The organism is Curvibacter sp. GW821-FHT01G03 (assembly GCF_059422285.1).
Genome location: NZ_JBWKWP010000007.1, coordinates 130,135 through 147,410, shown reverse-complemented (window position 1 = coordinate 147,410; position 17,276 = coordinate 130,135). Strand labels below are relative to the sequence as shown.

Here is a 17,276-nt window from a genome sequence, read left to right as displayed (position 1 = left end):
TCGCCGGCGGCCAGCTCACTGGGGCCGCACTAGACCTTCTGTCCAGATGCCCTGGCTGACCGGCAGGGGGGCTTGGCGTGGTCCTCGCAGAATGGCCAGGTCCTGTGCCGTTTGTCCAGGCCCGCCGGCGCAAGGCGATCTGCCAGGGCCTGCCTGAACCCGTTTTTGATGAAGGGAGAACCGACCATGTTGCTGTCTCTGTTGTCTTCGCGTCCGGCCCTGGCTGCGGCCTCGGTGCTGGCCAGTGCCCTGGGCTGTGCGGCCCCTGTGGCCGCAGGTGGTTTGACCGGGACCGCACCGGACGACCCAGCCACCCTGGTGGCCCAGGCCTTCGACTATGCCTACCCACTGGTGGCGATGGGGCGCCTGCGGGCGGCGTCACTGGGCGCAGGAACCGATGCCCTGCCGAGCCCCACGTGGCAACATCGCCGCGCCTTGGCCGGCCCGGAGAGCCGGCAGGTCACCACCCCCAACGTCGACACGCTGTACTCGCTGCTCTGGCTGGACCTGCGCCAGGGCCCCTGGGCGTTGTCGCTGCCCGACATGGCCGGGCGATACCACTCGCTGGCTTTCATCGACATGGTGGGCAACAACTTTGCGATGCTGGGGCGCCGGCTGAACGGCAGCCAGGCCAGCCGTCATGTGCTGGTTGGGCCCGACTGGCCGGGACCCATGCCTGCGGCAGCCCGTGTGATCCGCGCACCGTCCAACGATGTGCTGGTGCTGGCTCGCCTCCTGGTCGATGGACCAGACGACCTGCCGGCCGTGCACCGCCTGCAGGACCAATTGGGGGCCGAGGCCCTGGCCGCCGCCCCCCAGGCACCGGTCTGGGACGCTGCGCCCCCCCTGGGCCCGACCCCACAGGCCTTTGTAGACCTGGCCAATCGGATGTTGGTGCGCAACCCTCCGCCGGCCTACGAACAGGCCTTGCTGAGCCGCCTGGCGGCGGTGGGGGTGTGTGGCGCCACCTGCGGGTGGGACGGCCTGTCACCCGCGGTTCAGGCGCTCTGGACGCAGTCCTTGCCCGGCTTGCTGGCCGAACTCAAGACCGGAGCCCTGTCGTCGGGCCGCACAGTCAATGGCTGGCGCTACGGTCAGGCCAACCTGGGTCAGTTCGGCACCGATTACACCTACCGGGCGCGCATCGCGCTCAGTGGCCTGCTGGCCCTGGAGCCCGTGGAGTCGGTTTACCCCAGCACCGGTGTCGATGCCCAGGGCCAAGCCCTGAGCGGCGCACACCGTTACCGTCTGCGTCTGCCCGCAGGGGGCTTGCCGGTGAATGCTTTCTGGTCGCTGTCGATGTATGAGGTCGAGTCCGACGGGCGCCTGTTCTTCAGCGCCAACGACTTGCGGCGCTACGCCATCGGCGACCGCACGCCGGGTCTGCGGATGGAGGCCGACGGGGCGGTGGATCTGATCATCCAGCACGCAGCACCCGCCACGGCCGAGCAGGCCCGCAATTGGCTGCCGGCGCCCCAGGGGGCCTTCCGCCTGGTGCTGCGCGCCTACGAGCCCCGAGCCGCCTTGATTGACGGCCAGCTCACGCTGCCAGCGGTCGAACGGCTGGATTGAGCGGTGCGTGGTGGATCAGCCCTGTGCGCCCTGCGCCGCGGCGTCCACTTCCTTGAACACCTCTTTGGCCGTGCGGAAGCTGTCGATGGCGGCAGGGGCGCCGCAGTAGATGGCGGTCTGCAGGAACACCTCCTGGATCTCCTCGCGGGTGACGCCGTTGGTCAGAGCACCGCGCAGGTGCAGCTTGAGCTCGTGCGGGCGGTTCAGCGCGGTCAGCATGGCCAGGTTGAGCAGGCTGCGGGTCCGGCGGTCCAGGCCGGGCCGGTTCCAGATCTCGCCCCAGGCGTACTGGGTGACCAGCTCCTGCAGCGGGCGGTTGAAGGCGTCGGCATTGGCGATGGCGGCGTCGACGTACTCGCTGCCCAGCACTTCACGGCGGGTTTTCAGGCCGGCATCGAAGAGTTCCTGATTCAGAGGCATGGGGATTCCTTGGGGGTGTGAAAACCTGGGGTCAAACCTCGATCACCCGGCCCGGGTTCATGAGGTTGTGCGGGTCCAGGGCGCGCTTGATGGCCCGCATCAGCTCCAGCGCCACCGGCGATTTGTAATGGGGCAGCTTGTCGCGCTTGAGTGAGCCCACGCCGTGCTCGGCCGAGATCGAGCCCTGGTAGCGCTGCACCTGGTCGTACACCAGGGTGTTGACGCGCTCTTCCTGTTCGCGCAGAAACACCTTGGGGTCGCCCTCGGCGGGGGCCTGCACGTTGTAGTGCAGGTTGCCGTCGCCCAGGTGGCCGAAGTTGACCAGGCGCACGCCCGGGATCTCGCGTTGCAGCAGCGCATCGGTCTCGGCGCAGAAGGCCGGGATGCGCGACACCGGGATGCTGATGTCGTGTTTGATGTTCAGGCCTTCCTCGGCCTGGGCCAGCGGGATGCTCTCGCGCACATGCCACAGCTGGTGGGCCTGTGTCAGGTTTTCGGCCACCACGGCATCGAGCACCAGGCCTTGTTCCAGCGCCTGTTCGAGCAGCGTCTCGAAGCGTTCGCGGGCGTGGGTCTCTGATTCGCTGTCGGAGTTCTCCAGCAACACCCCCCAGGGGGCATCGGCCTGGCCCAGAAAGGGCACGCGCAGCTGGGGCATGTGCTTGCCCACCAGGCTGAGCGCGAACTGGCCCATGACCTCGAAGCCGGTCAGCCCGGCGCCCAGTTGTTGGTGGGCCAGGCCCAGCAGGCTGACCGCAGCCTCGAGCGAGGGCACGGCGGCCCAGGCGGTCAGGCAGGCCGCGGGCTGGGGAAAGAGCTTCAGGGTGGCCGCGGTGATCACGCCCAGCGTGCCTTCGCTGCCGATGAACAGGTCGCGCAGGTCGTAGCCGGTGTTGTCTTTGCGCAGGCCGCTCAAGCCGTCCCAGACCTCCCCTTGGGCCGTGACCACTTCGAGGCCCAGGCACAGCTCGCGGGTGTTGCCGTAACGCAGCACCTGGGTGCCCCCGGCATTGGTGCCCAGGTTGCCGCCGATGGTGCAACTGCCTTCGGCCGCCAGGCTGAGCGGAAACAGGTAGCCGGCCTGCTCGGCCGCCGCCTGCAGGTTCTGCAGAATGCAGCCGGCCTCGACGGTGAAGGTGAGGTTGTTCGGATCGAGTTGACGCACGGCATTCATGCGCGTGAGGCTGAGTACCACCTGTCGACCGCTGTCATCGGGGATGGACCCCACGGCCAGGCCGGTGTTGCCCCCCTGGGGTACCAAGGGCGCGCCCGCTGCCCCACAGGCCTTGACCACGGCCGCCACCTCGGCGGTGTTGGCCGGACGCACCACAGCGAGGGCCGTGCCGCGCGAGCGACGGCGCCAATCCTGCTCCCAGGCGCTGAGGTCGGTGGCAGGGTCGTCATGGGTCAGCACATGGGCAGCGCCGACGATGCGGGTGAGTTCGGTGATCAGTTGGGCAGACATGGTCGTAGGGGGGCCGATCGGCCCGGTTCAGTTCGGAGGGGTTGTAGGAGACTGCGGGGCCTGAGCCAGGCGCGCGTTGCGCAGGCGAAGGCGCACATGCAGGGCGCAGGCGGCAAACAGGCTGAGGCACAGCAGCACCTCCAGCGCGGCCAGCCAGGCGCCGGGTGCGCGGTCGCCGTAGGCACGTACCACGCCTTCGGTGAAATACAGCCACACCAGCAGGCTGACCCAGCGGTAGGTGTACATGCGGTTTTTCAGCAGGCCCGCCAGCGGGATGCACAGCGGCAGCACCTTGAGCGCGAGCAGCGAGCCACCGGGGCGCACCGGGGCCAGCACCAGCTCCCAGGCCAGGCCCAGGGCGATCAATCCGATCAGGCTGCCGACGGCCAGCCAGCGGGTCAGCCGTACCGATGGGTCAGAAGAAAGCGCGGTTTCAGTTGGGAGGGGGGCGTGAACCGGCGAATGGAGGGGGGCGGTGCGATCAGGCTGTGTCATGGCGATGGCATCATAGCGGCCATGTTCGAGTCTGCCCGTTCCACTTCCTCCCGACGCCCCTGGTCGTTACGCCTGATGTTGGAGCTGAGGCATGTCTGGCGCAGCCTGATGCGCTTTCCGTGGCGTGTGACGGCCTTGACGTTGCGCGAACGTTTTCGCGAGGACCGTCTGGGCCTGACCGCCAGCAGCCTCACCTTCACCACCACCCTGGCACTGGTGCCGCTGGTGACCGTGGCCCTGGCGGTGTTCACGGCCTTCCCGATCTTTGGCCAGGTGCAGGGCGTGTTGCAGCGCTGGCTGATCGAGAGCCTGGTGCCCGAGACCATCTCCCGCCAGGTGCTGGGCTACCTGACCCAGTTTTCCAGCAAGGCCAGTCAGTTGGGGGTGGTGGGCCTGTCGGCCCTGCTGGTGACGGCGCTGACCCTGATCCTGACCATCGACCGCACGTTAAACAACATCTGGCGTGTGCGGCGTCCGCGCAAGCTGGGCCAACGGGTGCTGATCTACTGGGCCGCGCTCACGCTCGGGCCCCTGGTGCTGGGCATGAGCCTGGCACTGACCTCGTACGTGATGAGTGCCTCGCGTGGCCTGGTGTCGGGCCTGCCGGCCCCGATCCGGGTGCTGCTGGATTCGGTCGAATTCCTGGTGTTGGCGGCCGGCCTGGCCGGGCTGTACCACTTCGTGCCCAACACCCAGGTCAAGTGGGCGCACGCCTGGACGGGGGGCCTGTTTGTGTCTCTGTGCATGGAGCTGGCCAAGAAGGCGCTGGCCGTCTACATGGCGCAGGTGCCCACCTATTCGGCGGTGTATGGGGCGTTTGCCACCTTCCCGATTCTGCTGATCTGGATCTACGTGGCCTGGGTCATCGTGTTGCTGGGGGCGGTGACCACGGCCTACCTGCCCAGCCTGTTGTCGGGGGTGGCCCGCTATGGCACGGGCGCGGGCTGGACATTTCAGCTGTCGCTGGAGGTGCTGGAGCATTTGCGCCGGGCGCGCGGTCAGCCCCACCATGGGCTCAGCCTGCCTGAGCTTGCCGCTGTTCTGCAGGTGGACAGCCTGCAACTGGAGCCGGTGCTGGAAACCCTGTGCGATCTCGACTGGGTGGGCCTGCTGCAGGTGGATGAGGGCTCGCCCGTGGCGCGCCATGTGCTGTTGGCTGCGCCCGAAAGCACCTCACTCGCGCCACTGCTGGAGCGCTTGCTGCTGCAGCACAAGAGCAGCATCGATCCGTTTTGGCAGAAGGCCGGCCTGTCGGATCTCACAATGGCCGATGCGCTGCCTTGAGCGGCGTGGCGCTTTTCAGAACGGCACCCGCCCCAGCCAGAGGTCGCGGTACATGGCCCAGTCGCCCATGAAACTGTAAAGCGGTCGCTTGAAGCTGGCGGGTTTGTTCTTCTCGAACACGAAATGCCCCACCCAGGCCAGGCCGTAGCCGCACAGCAATCCGTACAGCAGGTATTGGGGGCGGCCCGTGACGGCCAGCATCGCCAGACACACCAGGCTCAGCGTGGAGCCCAGAAAGTGCAGGCGCCGGCAGGTGCGGTTGCTGTGCTCGCCGAGGTAGAAGGGGTAAAAATCAGCAAAGCGGGTGAACTGGCGTGGGTCGACGCTGCGGGTGAGCGGGCTGCTTTCGGTGCTGGCTTGGGCTGAGGACATGGGGCGGCTCCTGGGTTGGGGCAGTCTAGGCAGCCCCAGTCGTCGGTCGCTGTCGCCCGTGTGTCTTCAGGCCCTCAGGAAATCCCGGATCGCGAACAGCGTGTCGTCGGGGGCTTCGCTCATCTGGTGATGGCCAACCGGCACGTTCACGCTGCGCACCGCCTTGCCCGCGGCCTGGCCGGCCTGGATCAGGCCCTGGGCCGCCTTGGGTGGTGTCATCTGGTCTTGCGTGCCCAGCACGAACAGCACCGGGCAGCTGAGATCGGCCATGGCTTGCATGCCGCCGGCGTACTGGTCGCAGGCCTTGAACCCGCGGTGGAACACGTTCACCTGGGGGTTGCTGCGCAGCACGCGGCGGCCCAGCGCCATGCCGCCGCCAAACACCCAGGTGCCCGGCCCCAGGGTGGACGGGGGGGCGCACAGAGTGCTGCGCGAAAACACGTTGATCATCCGCAGCGCCTTCTCGGGCTCGCTGAGCGAGCTTTCGAGCAGGGCCGGTGACACCTTCATGGGAAAGGCGCAGCCCACCAGCACCAGGTGGCTGATGCGTTGCTGGAGCTGGGCGGCCGCCTGCAGCGCGATCAGCGAACCCCAGCTGTGCCCCACCAGCGCCGCCTGGTCGACGCCTGCGGCCTGCAGCAGCTCGCCGATGAAGGTGGCGGCCTGTTCTACGCTGGCCGGTGCCTCGCCGGCGCTGCGGCAGTGGCCGGGCAGGTCGATGGCCAGCACGTTCCAGCCGTGGTTGGCCAGGTAGCGGCTTTGCAGAATCCACACGCTGTGGTCGTTCAGCACCCCGTGGATGAAGACCACGGTGGGTTGGGCCGGGTTGAAGGCCTTGCCCCCGGTGTAGCAGTAGGTGTCGTGTCCGTTGACGTTGAGGATCATGGCTCAGCTCCCCGCCTTTTCTGCGGCCTTGAGGGCCCGCTTGAGGTCATCGATGAGATCGTCGGGGTCTTCCAGGCCGATGGACAGGCGGATGGTGCCCTGGCTGATGCCGGCGCCCGCCAGGGCCTCGTCGCTCATGCGGAAATGGGTGGTGCTGGCTGGGTGGATCACCAGCGAGCGGCAGTCGCCCACATTGGCCAGGTGGCTGAACAGCTTGAGCGCTTCGATGAACTTCTTGCCCTGCTCGCGGTTGCCCTTGAGGTCGAAGCTGAACACCGAGCCGGCGCCGCGGGCACCGAAGCGCAGCAGGCGTTCGGCCAGGGCATGGCTGGGGTGCGATTCGAGCAGCGGATGGCCGACGCGCGACACAAAAGGCTGGCTGGCCAGGAACTCGACCACCCGGGCGGTGTTGCTCATGTGCCGCTCCATGCGCAGGGGCAGGGTCTCGATGCCTTGCAGGATCAGCCACGCGGAATGCGGGCTCAGGCAGGCGCCGAAGTCGCGCAGGCCTTCGCGCCGGGCGCGCAGCAAAAAGGCCCCGACGGTGGATTCTTCGCTGAACACCATGTTGTGGAAGCCGTCGTAGGGCTGGGTCAGCTCGCTGAAGCGGCCTGCCGCGGCCGGGCCGTCCCAGTCGAAGCTGCCGCCGTCGACCACAATGCCGCCGATCACCGTGCCATGACCGGACAGAAACTTGGTGGCCGAGTGATAGACCAGATCGGCCCCCAGCGTCAGGGGCTTGATCAGGTAAGGCGAGGTGAGGGTGGAGTCGACCAGCAGGGGCACGCCCGCCTCGTGGGCGATCGAGGCCACGGTGGGAATGTCCAGCACGTCCAGACCCGGGTTGCCCACGGTCTCGCCAAAGAACAACTTGGTGTTGGGGCGCACGGCGGCGCGCCAGCCATCGATGTCACCTGGCTTGACAAAGGTGGTTTCGATGCCGAAGCGGCGCAGCGTGTAGTGCAACAGGTTCTGCGAGCCGCCATACAGGGCCGTGGACGCGACGATGTGCGAGCCGGCCCCCATCAGCGTGGCCACGCTGAGGTGCAGGGCCGCCTGGCCGCTGGCCGTGGTGATGGCCCCAATGCCTTCTTCGAGCGCTGACACGCGCTGCTCCAGCACCGCATTGGTCGGGTTGGAGATGCGTGAGTAGACATGGCCAGCGCGCTCCAGGTTGAAAAGGGCGGCTGCGTGGTCGCTGGACTCGAACACAAAGGAGGTGCTCAGGTGGATGGGCACGGCGCGGGCGCCGGTGCTGGGGTCGGGCGCCGCGCCCGCGTGAAGTGCCAGGGTGTCGAACCCGGGGTCTGAATAGCCGGCCATGCAGGGTCTCCTCTGATTTCTCGTCTTGTGTGCGAGCGCATCATCATAAAAGGCCTGCTCGGTGTGGCCCGCGTGCGCACACGCAGAGCTTGCCGTGCTTTGGACACCCAACGGGTCGAACCTGTGTCATGCAGGTTGCAAAATCGGTCGGCGAACGGGGATTTCTTCGTTATATTCTTTCCAATCAATCGCCAGGAGACGAAACATGAAAGTCAGCGACATCCTCCGGGTCAAGGGCAACACGCTCTACACCGCCACCCCCGACGAACCTCTGGCCAAGGCCGTCCAGATCATGGCCGAGAAAGACATCGGCTCGCTGGTGGTCATGGAGCATGGCGACCTGGTCGGCATGCTGACCTTTCGCGAAGTCATCATGACCGTGGTGAGGAACGGCGGCGGCGTTGGCACAACCCTGGTGCGCAGCGCCATGGATGACCACCCCCTGACCTGCACCTCGGAGACCGACCTCGACGAGGTGCGCCGCATGATGCTGGACCGTCATGCGCGCTACATGCCGGTGATGAACCAGCGCATGCTGATGGGGGTGATCAGTTTCTATGACGTGGCCAAGGCCGTCGTGGACAGCCAGAACTTCGAGAACAAGATGCTCAAGGCCTACATCCGTGATTGGCCCGAGGAAGACAACAGCGCCAGCTGATTCTTCCGACTTGGGCAGGCCGTTCACCGGCTTGCGCGGGGCGTCGACGACCGGGCTTGTGGGCCCGGTTTTTCGTGGAGGGCTCAGCCCAGCTCCGGGCTCGGGTGCTGTTTCAGCCAGCGTTCGACATCGGCCGCAGGCAGGGGGCGGCTGAACAGGTAGCCCTGCAGCACCGGCCCACCCTGGCTTTGCAGCCAATTTTTCTGGTCCAGCGTCTCGACGCCCTCGGCCACCACCTCGATGTCAAGGCTGCGGGCAATGCTCATGACCGAGAGGGTGAGCGTGCGCGCCGCCTGGCTGGTGGACAGGTCTTGCACAAAGCTCTTGTCCAGCTTGAGCTCCCGGATGGGCAGCCGGTGCAGGTAGCTCAGGCTGGAATAGCCGGTGCCAAAATCGTCCAGCGACAGGTGAAACCCCCGCACATGCAGGTCCTGGATGTTGGCCGCTGTGGTGGAGCGGGTGTCCATCATCACGCTCTCGGTGATTTCCAGCATCAGGTCGGCGGGCTGCAGGCCGTGTTGGCGCAGGCGAGCCTCCATCCGGGCCGAAAAATCAGCTTCGTGAAAGCTCTTGGCGGACAGGTTCAGCGCGATCCGGGGCACGGGCAAGTTGCTTTGACGCCACCGGACCAGCTGCAGACACACTTCGTCGATCAGCCAGTCGGTCATGGCGCGGATCAAGCCCGCCTCTTCGGCCACCGGGATGAAACGGTCGGGTGGCACCATGCCCCATTCAGGGTGCTGCCAGCGCATCAGGGCCTCGACGCCATACAGGGTCTGTGCGGCATCGCTGCGGACCTGAGGCTGGTAATGCAGGCTCAACTGACCGAGATGCAGGGCCTGGCGCAGGGCCAGCTCCAGCGCAGCCCGGGCCTGGGTGCGCTGGTTCATCTCGGCATTGAAGAGCTGCAGGCTGTGGCGTGAATCGCTCTTGGCCTGGTACATGGCCTGGTCGCCATGGCGCAGCAAGGTGTCGACATCCTGACCATCGGTGGGGAACAAGGCGATGCCGATGCTGGCCTGGGGCTGGTGGGTCTGGCCATCGATCTGAACCGGGACGGCCAAGGCTTGCAGCACCCGCTGGGCGGTTTGTACCGCTTGCTCGGCAGCACAACCCGTGAGCAGCAGCACAAACTCGTCGCCTGCCAGGCGCCCCGCCAGGTCTCGTGGACGGATGCTGCGCATGAGTCGGGCCGCCACCTCGCACAGCAGGGCGTCGCCGGCCGCATGGCCCTGGTTGTCGTTGACCCGCTTGAAGCGGTCCAGGTCGATGTAGAGCAGGGCGGCCGAGCCTCCTTGCCCGTCCAGTTGAGCGAGGGCACGCTCTGCACTTTGGCGGAACATGGTGCGGTTGGGCAGGCCGGTGAGCACGTCGAAATAAGCCAGTTGGTGAATGCGTGCCCGCGCGGCCTCGCGCTCCAGGGCCAGCGCGCACAGGTGCAGGCAGACTTCGACCAGGCGATGGTGCAGCGCGTCCGGCACACGGCGGTCCTGGAAGTAGAAGGCAAAGGTGCCCACCACCTGGCCTTGGTGGTTCTTGATGGGGCTGGACCAGCAGGCCTTGAGACCGGTCGGTGCAAAGACGGCCCGGTAGTCCGCCCACAGCGGGTCGGTCTCGATGTCGGTGACCAGGACCGGTTCACCCCGCCAGGCGGCGGTACCACAGGAGCCTGCGCTGGGGCCGATCGGCATGCCCTCGATGGCCTGACCGATGTAGAGGGGCATGCTGGGGGCCGCCAGTGGGTGAACGCAGCCGGTCTCATCAACTGCCAGGATGGTGGCCGTGACCTCGGGGGCAATGCGTTCGACCTCGCGGCAGACCAGGTTCATCAACTCGGTCAGCGGCATCTCGTTGACCATGCCTTCGAGCACTTTTTTCTGCAGCACTTCGTGCATCTTGGTCAATGTGATGTCGTTCATCACGGTGATCGACTGAGTGCCGTTCAGCACCTGGGCGGTCTGATTGACCACCATCGACACCCAGCGGGGCTGGCCGTTGCGCCCATAGACCAGGGTTTCAACGCGGGTGTGTCCATGCAGCGCCAGGGCGTCGCGGATGGCCTGGGGCAGGTGGGGGTCGGAGTGTCGGCCCAGCAACACTTCGTCTGGTGGGTGGCCCAGCACCTCTTCAGGGCGGTAGCCGAACATGCGGCTGAAGCCCTCGTTCACGTAGCAGATGCGCCGCCGGGCATCAGTGACCACGATGGCACTGTCGCTGGCATCCAGCGCGCGAACCACCATGGCCTGCCCCGCCACCAGCAACGGCGTGGCCGCAGCGGGCGGGCCAGCCTGCTGACCTGGCTCTGATGGATTCCGTGATGGCATTGGCGCCTCGCGCTGGGATGTCCCCTGTTCAATACATCGTAGCAGGCTGTAACAGGGTTGTCGGAGCGGATTCGGCAAGGGAGTGCCGACCAGGGCCTGTGAGTCGGCGGCTTGCCAGCGCCTTGGCACCACTCTGGGATAATCGCCGGATGAGCGGCAATACCCTTGGAACCCTTTTCTCCGTCACCAACTTTGGTGAATCCCACGGCCCGGCCATCGGCTGCGTGATTGATGGCTGCCCACCGGGCATGCTACTCAGCGAGGCCGACATCCAGGTCGAGCTGGACCGGCGCCGCCCAGGCACCAGCCGCCATGTCACTCAGCGCCAGGAGGCCGATGCGGTGGAGATCCTCTCCGGCGTGTACGAGGGGCAGACCACGGGCACCCCGATTGCCTTGCTGATCCGCAACACCGATCAGCGCAGCAAGGACTACAGCAACATCGCCCAGAGCTTTCGGCCCGGCCATGCCGATTACAGCTATTGGCACAAATACGGCGTGCGCGACCCGCGCGGCGGTGGGCGTTCGTCGGCCCGGTTGACGGCCCCCACGGTGGCGGCCGGGGCGGTGGCCCGCAAGTGGCTGTTCGAGAAGCACGGCATCGTGCTGCGCGGCTGCATGACGGCGGTGGGTGAGGTCGAGATCCCGTTCGAAAGCTGGGACCATGTGCCCCACAACCCCTTTTATGCGCCGGTGGCGAATGTGCAGCCGCTGGAAGACTACATGGACGCGCTGCGCAAGGCCGGCGACTCCTGTGGTGCCCGCATCCGGGTGGTGGCCTCCAACGTGCCTGTGGGCCTGGGTGAGCCCCTGTATGACCGCCTGGACGCCGACATCGCTCACGCCATGATGGGTCTGAACGCCGTCAAGGCCGTGGAGATCGGGGCCGGCTTTGCCAGCGTGAGCCAGCGGGGCACCACCCACGGTGATTCGCTGTCCCCGGAAGGCTTTCGCAGCAACAATGCGGGCGGCATCCTGGGCGGGATCAGCACCGGGCAGGACATTGAGGTCAGCCTGGGGATCAAGCCGACCAGCTCGATCATCTCGCCGCGCGAGTCGATCGACGTCAACGGTCAGCCGGTGGAGGTGGTGACCAAAGGGCGCCACGACCCCTGCGTCGGTATCCGGGCGACGCCGATTGCCGAAGCCTTGCTGGCGCTGGTGCTGATGGACCATGTGCTGCGCCACCGTGCCCAATGCGGCGACGTGCGCCTGCCGGTACCCCCGATCCCGGGCTCGGTGGCCTGAGTCGACGGGTTTTTGCGGTGTCTGCCCCTTCAGTGGCGCCGGCCCAGGCGGCGCCCATGCGTGCCTTGCTGCCGTTTGGCGCGCTGTCGGCCAGTTATTTCGCGCACATCGGGTTTTTCAATCCTTACCTGCCGCTGTGGCTCAAGGACCTGGGCCTGCCCTTGCTGGCCATCAGCCTGCTGACCTCGGCCCAGTCACTCACCCGCCTTTTTGCGCCTTATGTGTGGGGCGCGCTGTCGGATCGCACGGGCGAACGCGTGCGGCTGATGCGTTACAGCGCCACGGCCGCCCTGTTGCTGTCGCTGGGCCTGTGGTGGCCTCAGGCGGGGGTGGTGTGGCTGGGCGCGGTGCTGTTGCTGATGTTTTCGCACACCAGTGCCATGATGCCCATGAGCGAGGCGGCCATGGCCCACCTGGTGAGCCAGGGCGGGCAATTTGATGCCAGGCGTTACGGACGTGTGCGGCTCTGGGGCTCCTTGGGTTTTCTGTTGACGGTGTTTGCGGCGGGCAGCTGGTTCGAGCTGTTCGGCATGGGCCATTTTCCGGGCTGGACGCTCTTCACCTTGCTGGCGGTGGTGGGCAGCACCTGGTGGCTGCCAGACCACCGCGAGGCCGTGCAGCACGCGCGGCACGAGCACTTGTCGGTCTGGCCCGTGCTGCGCCTGGCCGAGGTGCGCTGGTTCTTTGCCTCCCTCTTTTTCCATGTGCTGTCCCACGTCAGCCTGTATGTGTTTTTTTCGCTGTACCTCGACTCCTTGGGCTACAGCAAGGCGGTCATCGGGGTGCTGTGGGCCGTGTCGGTGGTGGTGGAGGTGAGCTGGTTCTTCACCCAGAGTCGCTGGTTGCCCCGTTGGCCGTTGACTGTCTGGCTGGTGCTGTGCGGGCTGGTGATGGCCGTGCGCATGGGGTTGACGGCGGCGTTCGGGGCCTCGCTGGCCGTCTTGCTGGTGGTGCAGTGCGTGCATGCCTTGACCTTTGCAGCCCATCACACCGCCTGCATTGCGCTGGTGTCTCATTACTTTCCGGCCCGCCTGCGCGGCCGGGGGCAGGCGCTGTTCACGGTGATTGGCTATGGCCTGTCGGGGGTGACGGGTGGGTTGGGCGGAGGCTTTCTGGCCAAGGCCTTCGGCTTGTCCAGCGTGTATTGGGCCGCCTGTGCCATGGCCTTGGTGGGCAGCGCCTGTGCCTGGCGCCTGTACAAGCTGGCACACCCTTTGTCGCGTTGAGTCCCCGTGCCCGGGTGAGGCGCCATGGAGCCGCCCGCAGCCGCCTTTGTTCGGTTGCCGTCACTTCGGTGATCACCTCATTGCCGGACCGGGCCTAGGATCGCCCGGCGTCCATTTTGTGAGGAGACACACCATGAAAATCAGATCGTTTGCTGCGCCTGTGGGCTTGAGCCTGCTGGCATGGATGGCTCAGCCGGGCTGGGCCCAGCAGCCGCAACCCGCCGAGCCTGCCACGGTGCTGGCACAGTCCGAAGCCCTGAAAGGCCTGCCGCGTGAAGACCGGCGCGACTTCGAGGCCGCCCAGCGTGGTTTCATCGCCAGCCTGCCGGATGCTGCAACCATCCGCAACGCGGATGGCAGCGTGGCCTGGACACTCAAAGGCTTTGAGTTCCTGCAGCAGGAGCGGGTGCCTGACACGGTGAACCCCAGCCTGTGGCGTCAGGCGCAGTTGAACATGCTGCATGGCCTGTTCAAGGTCACCGACCGCATCTACCAGATCCGGGGCTTCGATCTGGCCAACATGACGATCATTGAGGGCGACAGTGGCCTGATCGTGATCGACCCGCTGACCACCGACACCGTGGCCGCTGCAGGGCTGGCGCTGTACCGGGAGCACCGTGGAAACAAGCCGGTCAAGGCGGTGATCTACAGCCACAGCCATGTGGACCATTACGGTGGGGTGAAGGGGGTGGCTTCGGCCGAAGACGTGGCGGCCGGGCGGGTGGCCATCTACGCCCCGCAGGGCTTCATGGAAGAGTCCGTGAGCGAGAACGTGCTCGCCGGCAACGCGATGAGCCGACGCGCCCTGTTCCAGTTCGGGCATCTGCTGCCGCGCGGCGAGCGCCAGCAGGTCGACGCGGGCCTGGGCAAGTACATTTCGCGGGGCAAGGTCACCTTGATTGCGCCTACCCGGCTGATTACCCAGCCCATCCAGAACGAGGTGATCGACGGGGTGCAGGTGGAGTTTCAGTTGACACCCGGTACCGAGGCGCCGGCCGAAATGCACATGTACTACCCGCAACTGCGGGCCTTGAACATGGCTGAGAACGCCACCCACACCCTGCACAACCTGTACCCCTTGCGGGGCGCCCAGGTGCGCGACGCCAATGAATGGGCCCGCTACCTCAACGAGGCCCGAGAACGTTATGCGGGCCGTGCCGACGTGATGTTGGCCCAGCACCACTGGCCCACCTGGGGCAGTGAAGAAATCACCCGTGTGCTCGGCAAGCAGCGCGATCTCTACAAGTTCATCAACGACCAGACCCTGCATCTGCTCAACCAGGGCTACACCCCAGATGAGATTGGCCAAGAACTGGTGCTGCCGCCCGGGCTGGCTGGCGAATGGTTTGCCCGTGGCTACTACGGCACGGTCAGCCACAACGCCCGTGCCGTGTATCAGCGCTACCTGGGCTGGTACGACGCGAACCCGGCCCACCTGAACCCCTTGCCGCCCCAGGCTGCGGCCCGCAAGTGGGTCGCCTACATGGGCGGGGCCGAGGCTGTGCTGGCCAAGGCCAGGGCGGATTTTGCGAAAGGGGAGTACCGCTGGGTGGCCGAGGTGGTCAATCAGGTGGTTTTCAGCGACCCGGACAACCGAGAGGCCCGCGAGTTGCAGGCCGCCACCCTGGAGCAGATGGGGTATCAGGCTGAATCGGCGACCTGGCGCAATGCCTATCTGCAAGGGGCCAGCGAGTTGCGCAACGGTGTGCCCAAAGGGGCCACCGCCAGTTCAAGTGCCGACGTGGTGCAAGCCCTGTCGATCGAGAATCTGTTTGATTTCATGGGGGTGCGACTGGATGGGGTGCGAGCGGTGAACAAGACCATCGTGCTGAACTGGGTCTTCACCGACACCCAGCAGCGCTACGCCATGACTCTGGACAACTCGGCCCTGACCTACCTCAAGGGCAAGACCGATCCCCAGGCCGACGCCACGCTGACGCTGCCGCGCAGCGTCCTGGACGCCATCAACACCAAGCAGTTGAGCCTGCGCGAGGCCGTTGGTGCCGGCAAGGTGCAGATCACCGGCAAGGCGGAGAAAGTGGGCGAACTGCTGGGCCTGATCGACGAGTTTCCGGCCGCCTTCCCGGTGGTCACGCCCCGCCAGGTCACGGCGCGCTGATGCCATCAGGCAACAGGCCCCGCATGCGGGGCCTGTTTGCGGTGTGAGGGGCCCCAAACGGCTGCGGTGGCTACTTTCGAACTTCGTCGACCAGGGTTTTGAACTCGTCGATGTCTTCGAAGCTGCGGTACACGCTGGCAAAGCGGATGTAGGCCACCTTGTCCATCTTTTTGAGCTCACGCATGACCAATTCGCCAATGCGGTGTGAAGCGATTTCACGCTGGCCCAGGTTGAGCAGCTTTTCTTCGATGCGTTCGATGGCGCTGTCGATCTGCACAGTACTGACCGGTCGCTTGCGCAAGGCCAGGTTGAATGAGGCCTGCAGCTTGGCGTGCTCGTAGTCGATGCGACGGCCATCTTTTTTGACCACCGCCGGAAAGTTGACCTCCGGTCGCTCGTAAGTCGTGAAACGCTTCTCGCAGGCGCCGCACTGGCGCCGCCTGCGGATGAAGTTGCCTTCCTCGGAGACACGCGTTTCCACCACCTGGGTTTCGGCGTGTCCGCAAAAAGGGCATTTCATGGTTCAAAGCCTCGGTGATTCAATGGCAGAAAGCGGCCGCCGCGCCGGGCCGCCCCAAGCAAGGCCAGCCCCCTTGGGGGGTGGCGACACACGCAGTGAGGAGCGTGGGGGTCACTTGTACACAGGGAAGCGGGCGGTCAAGGCATTGACCTTGGCGCGCACCGCGGCGATGTTGGCTTCGTCGCGCGGGTTGTCCAGCACATCGGCCACCAGGTTGGCGGTGATGCGGGCTTCTTCGTCCTTGAAGCCGCGGGTGGTCATGGCGGGGGTACCGACACGGATACCGCTGGTGACCATCGGCTTTTCCGGGTCGTTCGGGATCGCGTTCTTGTTGATGGTCATGTGGGCGGCGCCCAGCACGGCCTCGGCTTCCTTGCCAGTGATGCCCTTGGCGCGCAGGTCGACCAGCATCACGTGGCTTTGGGTGCCGCCGCTGACGATGCGCAGACCACGCTGGGTCAGGGTTTCAGCCACAACGCGGGCGTTGGTGATCACCTGTTGCTGATAGGCCTTGAATTCAGGTTGCAGCGCTTCCTTGAAAGCCACGGCCTTGGCAGCGATCACGTGCATCAGCGGGCCGCCTTGCAGACCGGGGAAGATGGCGCTGTTGATGGCTTTTTCATGCTCGGCCTTCATCAGGATGATGCCGCCACGCGGGCCACGCAGGCTCTTGTGGGTGGTGGAGGTGACCACGTCAGCGTGCGGTACCGGGTTGGGGTAGACGCCTGCGGCGATCAGGCCGGCGTAGTGGGCCATGTCGACCATGAAGATGGCGCCGACGTCCTTGGCCACCTTGGCGAAACGGGCGAAATCGATGTGCAGGCTGTAGGCAGAGGCCCCTGCCACGATCAGTTTGGGCTTGTGCTCATGGGCCTTGCGCTCCATGGCGTCGTAGTCGATGGCTTCATTGGCGTCCAGGCCATAAGAGACCACGTTGAACCACTTGCCAGACATGTTCAGCGGCATGCCATGGGTCAGGTGGCCGCCTTCGGCCAGGCTCATGCCCATGATGGTGTCGCCGGGCTTCAGGAAAGCCAGAAAGACCGCTTCGTTGGCCGACGCGCCGCAGTGGGGCTGCACGTTGGCGGCATCGGCGCCGAAGATCTGCTTCACGCGGTCGATCGCCAGTTGTTCGGCCACGTCCACGTGCTCGCAGCCACCGTAATAGCGGCGGCCGGGGTAGCCTTCGGCGTACTTGTTGGTGAGTTGGGAGCCCTGCGCCCACATGACGGCGGGTGAGGCGTAGTTTTCGCTGGCGATCAGCTCGATGTGGTGCTCTTGGCGAGCGTTCTCAGCCTGGATGGCAGCAAAGATTTCGGGATCGGTTTGCTCGACGAGGATGTTGCGGTTGTACATGGCAGTCCTT

Annotated in this window: 15 protein-coding genes; 6 read left to right on the top strand and 9 right to left on the bottom strand. The window is 66.0% G+C overall.

What is annotated here, in order from left to right:
* Positions 1 to 186 precede the first annotated feature (186 nt).
* On the top strand, positions 187 to 1,572 hold the full coding sequence (locus tag AC07VS_RS11700; protein WP_494751007.1) for a DUF1254 domain-containing protein: 1,386 nt from the start codon (positions 187 to 189) through the stop codon (positions 1,570 to 1,572).
* Positions 1,573 to 1,587: 15 nt separating this feature from the next.
* Here the strand turns inward: AC07VS_RS11700 and pcaC are convergent, their stop codons facing one another.
* From pcaC to AC07VS_RS11685, 3 genes are read right to left on the bottom strand one after another with little or no spacing between them, the layout of a single operon-like run.
* Entirely contained in the window at positions 1,588 to 1,992 is a 405-nt protein-coding gene (pcaC, locus tag AC07VS_RS11695) for a 4-carboxymuconolactone decarboxylase (RefSeq protein WP_494751006.1), read from the bottom strand.
* Positions 1,993 to 2,023: 31 nt separating this feature from the next.
* The gene (locus tag AC07VS_RS11690) at positions 2,024 to 3,457 is read right to left on the bottom strand and encodes an FAD-binding oxidoreductase (RefSeq protein ID WP_492345087.1); all 1,434 of its coding nucleotides are present in this window, start codon (positions 3,455 to 3,457) and stop codon (positions 2,024 to 2,026) included.
* Between the two features lie 27 nt (positions 3,458 to 3,484).
* Positions 3,485 to 3,952, bottom strand: a complete 468-nt coding sequence (locus AC07VS_RS11685) for a DUF2069 domain-containing protein (RefSeq protein ID WP_492345088.1) — start codon at positions 3,950 to 3,952, stop codon at positions 3,485 to 3,487.
* A 75-nt stretch (positions 3,953 to 4,027) separates the two neighbouring features.
* Here AC07VS_RS11685 and AC07VS_RS11680 point away from each other — a divergent pair, with 75 nt between their 5' ends.
* Complete coding sequence (locus AC07VS_RS11680; RefSeq protein WP_492345583.1) at positions 4,028 to 5,236, top strand: YihY family inner membrane protein; 1,209 nt, start codon at positions 4,028 to 4,030, stop codon at positions 5,234 to 5,236.
* Positions 5,237 to 5,251: 15 nt separating this feature from the next.
* On the opposite strand, the gene AC07VS_RS11675 is transcribed toward AC07VS_RS11680, so the two are convergent.
* From AC07VS_RS11675 to AC07VS_RS11665, 3 genes are all read right to left on the bottom strand, one after another.
* On the bottom strand, positions 5,252 to 5,608 hold the full coding sequence (locus tag AC07VS_RS11675; protein ID WP_494655518.1) for an Mpo1-like protein: 357 nt from the start codon (positions 5,606 to 5,608) through the stop codon (positions 5,252 to 5,254).
* Positions 5,609 to 5,674: 66 nt separating this feature from the next.
* Positions 5,675 to 6,493 (bottom strand): alpha/beta fold hydrolase, encoded by an 819-nt coding sequence (locus tag AC07VS_RS11670; RefSeq protein ID WP_494751005.1) that lies wholly within the window; start codon positions 6,491 to 6,493, stop codon positions 5,675 to 5,677.
* A gap of 3 nt (positions 6,494 to 6,496) precedes the next feature.
* Positions 6,497 to 7,816, bottom strand: coding sequence for an O-acetylhomoserine aminocarboxypropyltransferase (locus AC07VS_RS11665; protein ID WP_492345091.1), 1,320 nt, complete (start codon positions 7,814 to 7,816; stop codon positions 6,497 to 6,499).
* 205 nt (positions 7,817 to 8,021) lie between these two features.
* Here AC07VS_RS11665 and AC07VS_RS11660 point away from each other — a divergent pair, with 205 nt between their 5' ends.
* Positions 8,022 to 8,474 carry a CBS domain-containing protein gene (locus AC07VS_RS11660; RefSeq protein WP_492345092.1) on the top strand — a complete coding sequence of 151 codons (453 nt, stop codon included), beginning with the start codon at positions 8,022 to 8,024 and terminating at the stop codon, positions 8,472 to 8,474.
* A gap of 83 nt (positions 8,475 to 8,557) precedes the next feature.
* Here the strand turns inward: AC07VS_RS11660 and AC07VS_RS11655 are convergent, their stop codons facing one another.
* The gene (locus AC07VS_RS11655; RefSeq protein WP_494751004.1) at positions 8,558 to 10,798 is read right to left on the bottom strand and encodes a sensor domain-containing protein; all 2,241 of its coding nucleotides are present in this window, start codon (positions 10,796 to 10,798) and stop codon (positions 8,558 to 8,560) included.
* A gap of 149 nt (positions 10,799 to 10,947) precedes the next feature.
* Between AC07VS_RS11655 and aroC the strand changes: the two genes are divergently transcribed.
* The 3 genes from aroC to AC07VS_RS11640 all read left to right on the top strand — a co-directional run bounded on the left by aroC (position 10,948) and on the right by AC07VS_RS11640 (position 15,390).
* Positions 10,948 to 12,045, top strand: a complete 1,098-nt coding sequence (aroC, locus tag AC07VS_RS11650; protein WP_492345094.1) for a chorismate synthase — start codon at positions 10,948 to 10,950, stop codon at positions 12,043 to 12,045.
* A gap of 56 nt (positions 12,046 to 12,101) precedes the next feature.
* A complete protein-coding gene (locus AC07VS_RS11645; RefSeq protein ID WP_494751092.1) occupies positions 12,102 to 13,271 on the top strand; it encodes an MFS transporter in 1,170 nt (389 codons plus the stop codon).
* 133 nt (positions 13,272 to 13,404) lie between these two features.
* Positions 13,405 to 15,390 carry an alkyl/aryl-sulfatase gene (locus tag AC07VS_RS11640; RefSeq protein WP_494751003.1) on the top strand — a complete coding sequence of 662 codons (1,986 nt, stop codon included), beginning with the start codon at positions 13,405 to 13,407 and terminating at the stop codon, positions 15,388 to 15,390.
* A gap of 70 nt (positions 15,391 to 15,460) precedes the next feature.
* Here the strand turns inward: AC07VS_RS11640 and nrdR are convergent, their stop codons facing one another.
* Positions 15,461 to 15,910, bottom strand: coding sequence for a transcriptional regulator NrdR (nrdR, locus tag AC07VS_RS11635; protein ID WP_492345096.1), 450 nt, complete (start codon positions 15,908 to 15,910; stop codon positions 15,461 to 15,463).
* A gap of 111 nt (positions 15,911 to 16,021) precedes the next feature.
* On the bottom strand, positions 16,022 to 17,266 hold the full coding sequence (glyA, locus tag AC07VS_RS11630; RefSeq protein ID WP_492345097.1) for a serine hydroxymethyltransferase: 1,245 nt from the start codon (positions 17,264 to 17,266) through the stop codon (positions 16,022 to 16,024).
* Between the last annotated feature and the right edge of the window lie 10 nt (positions 17,267 to 17,276).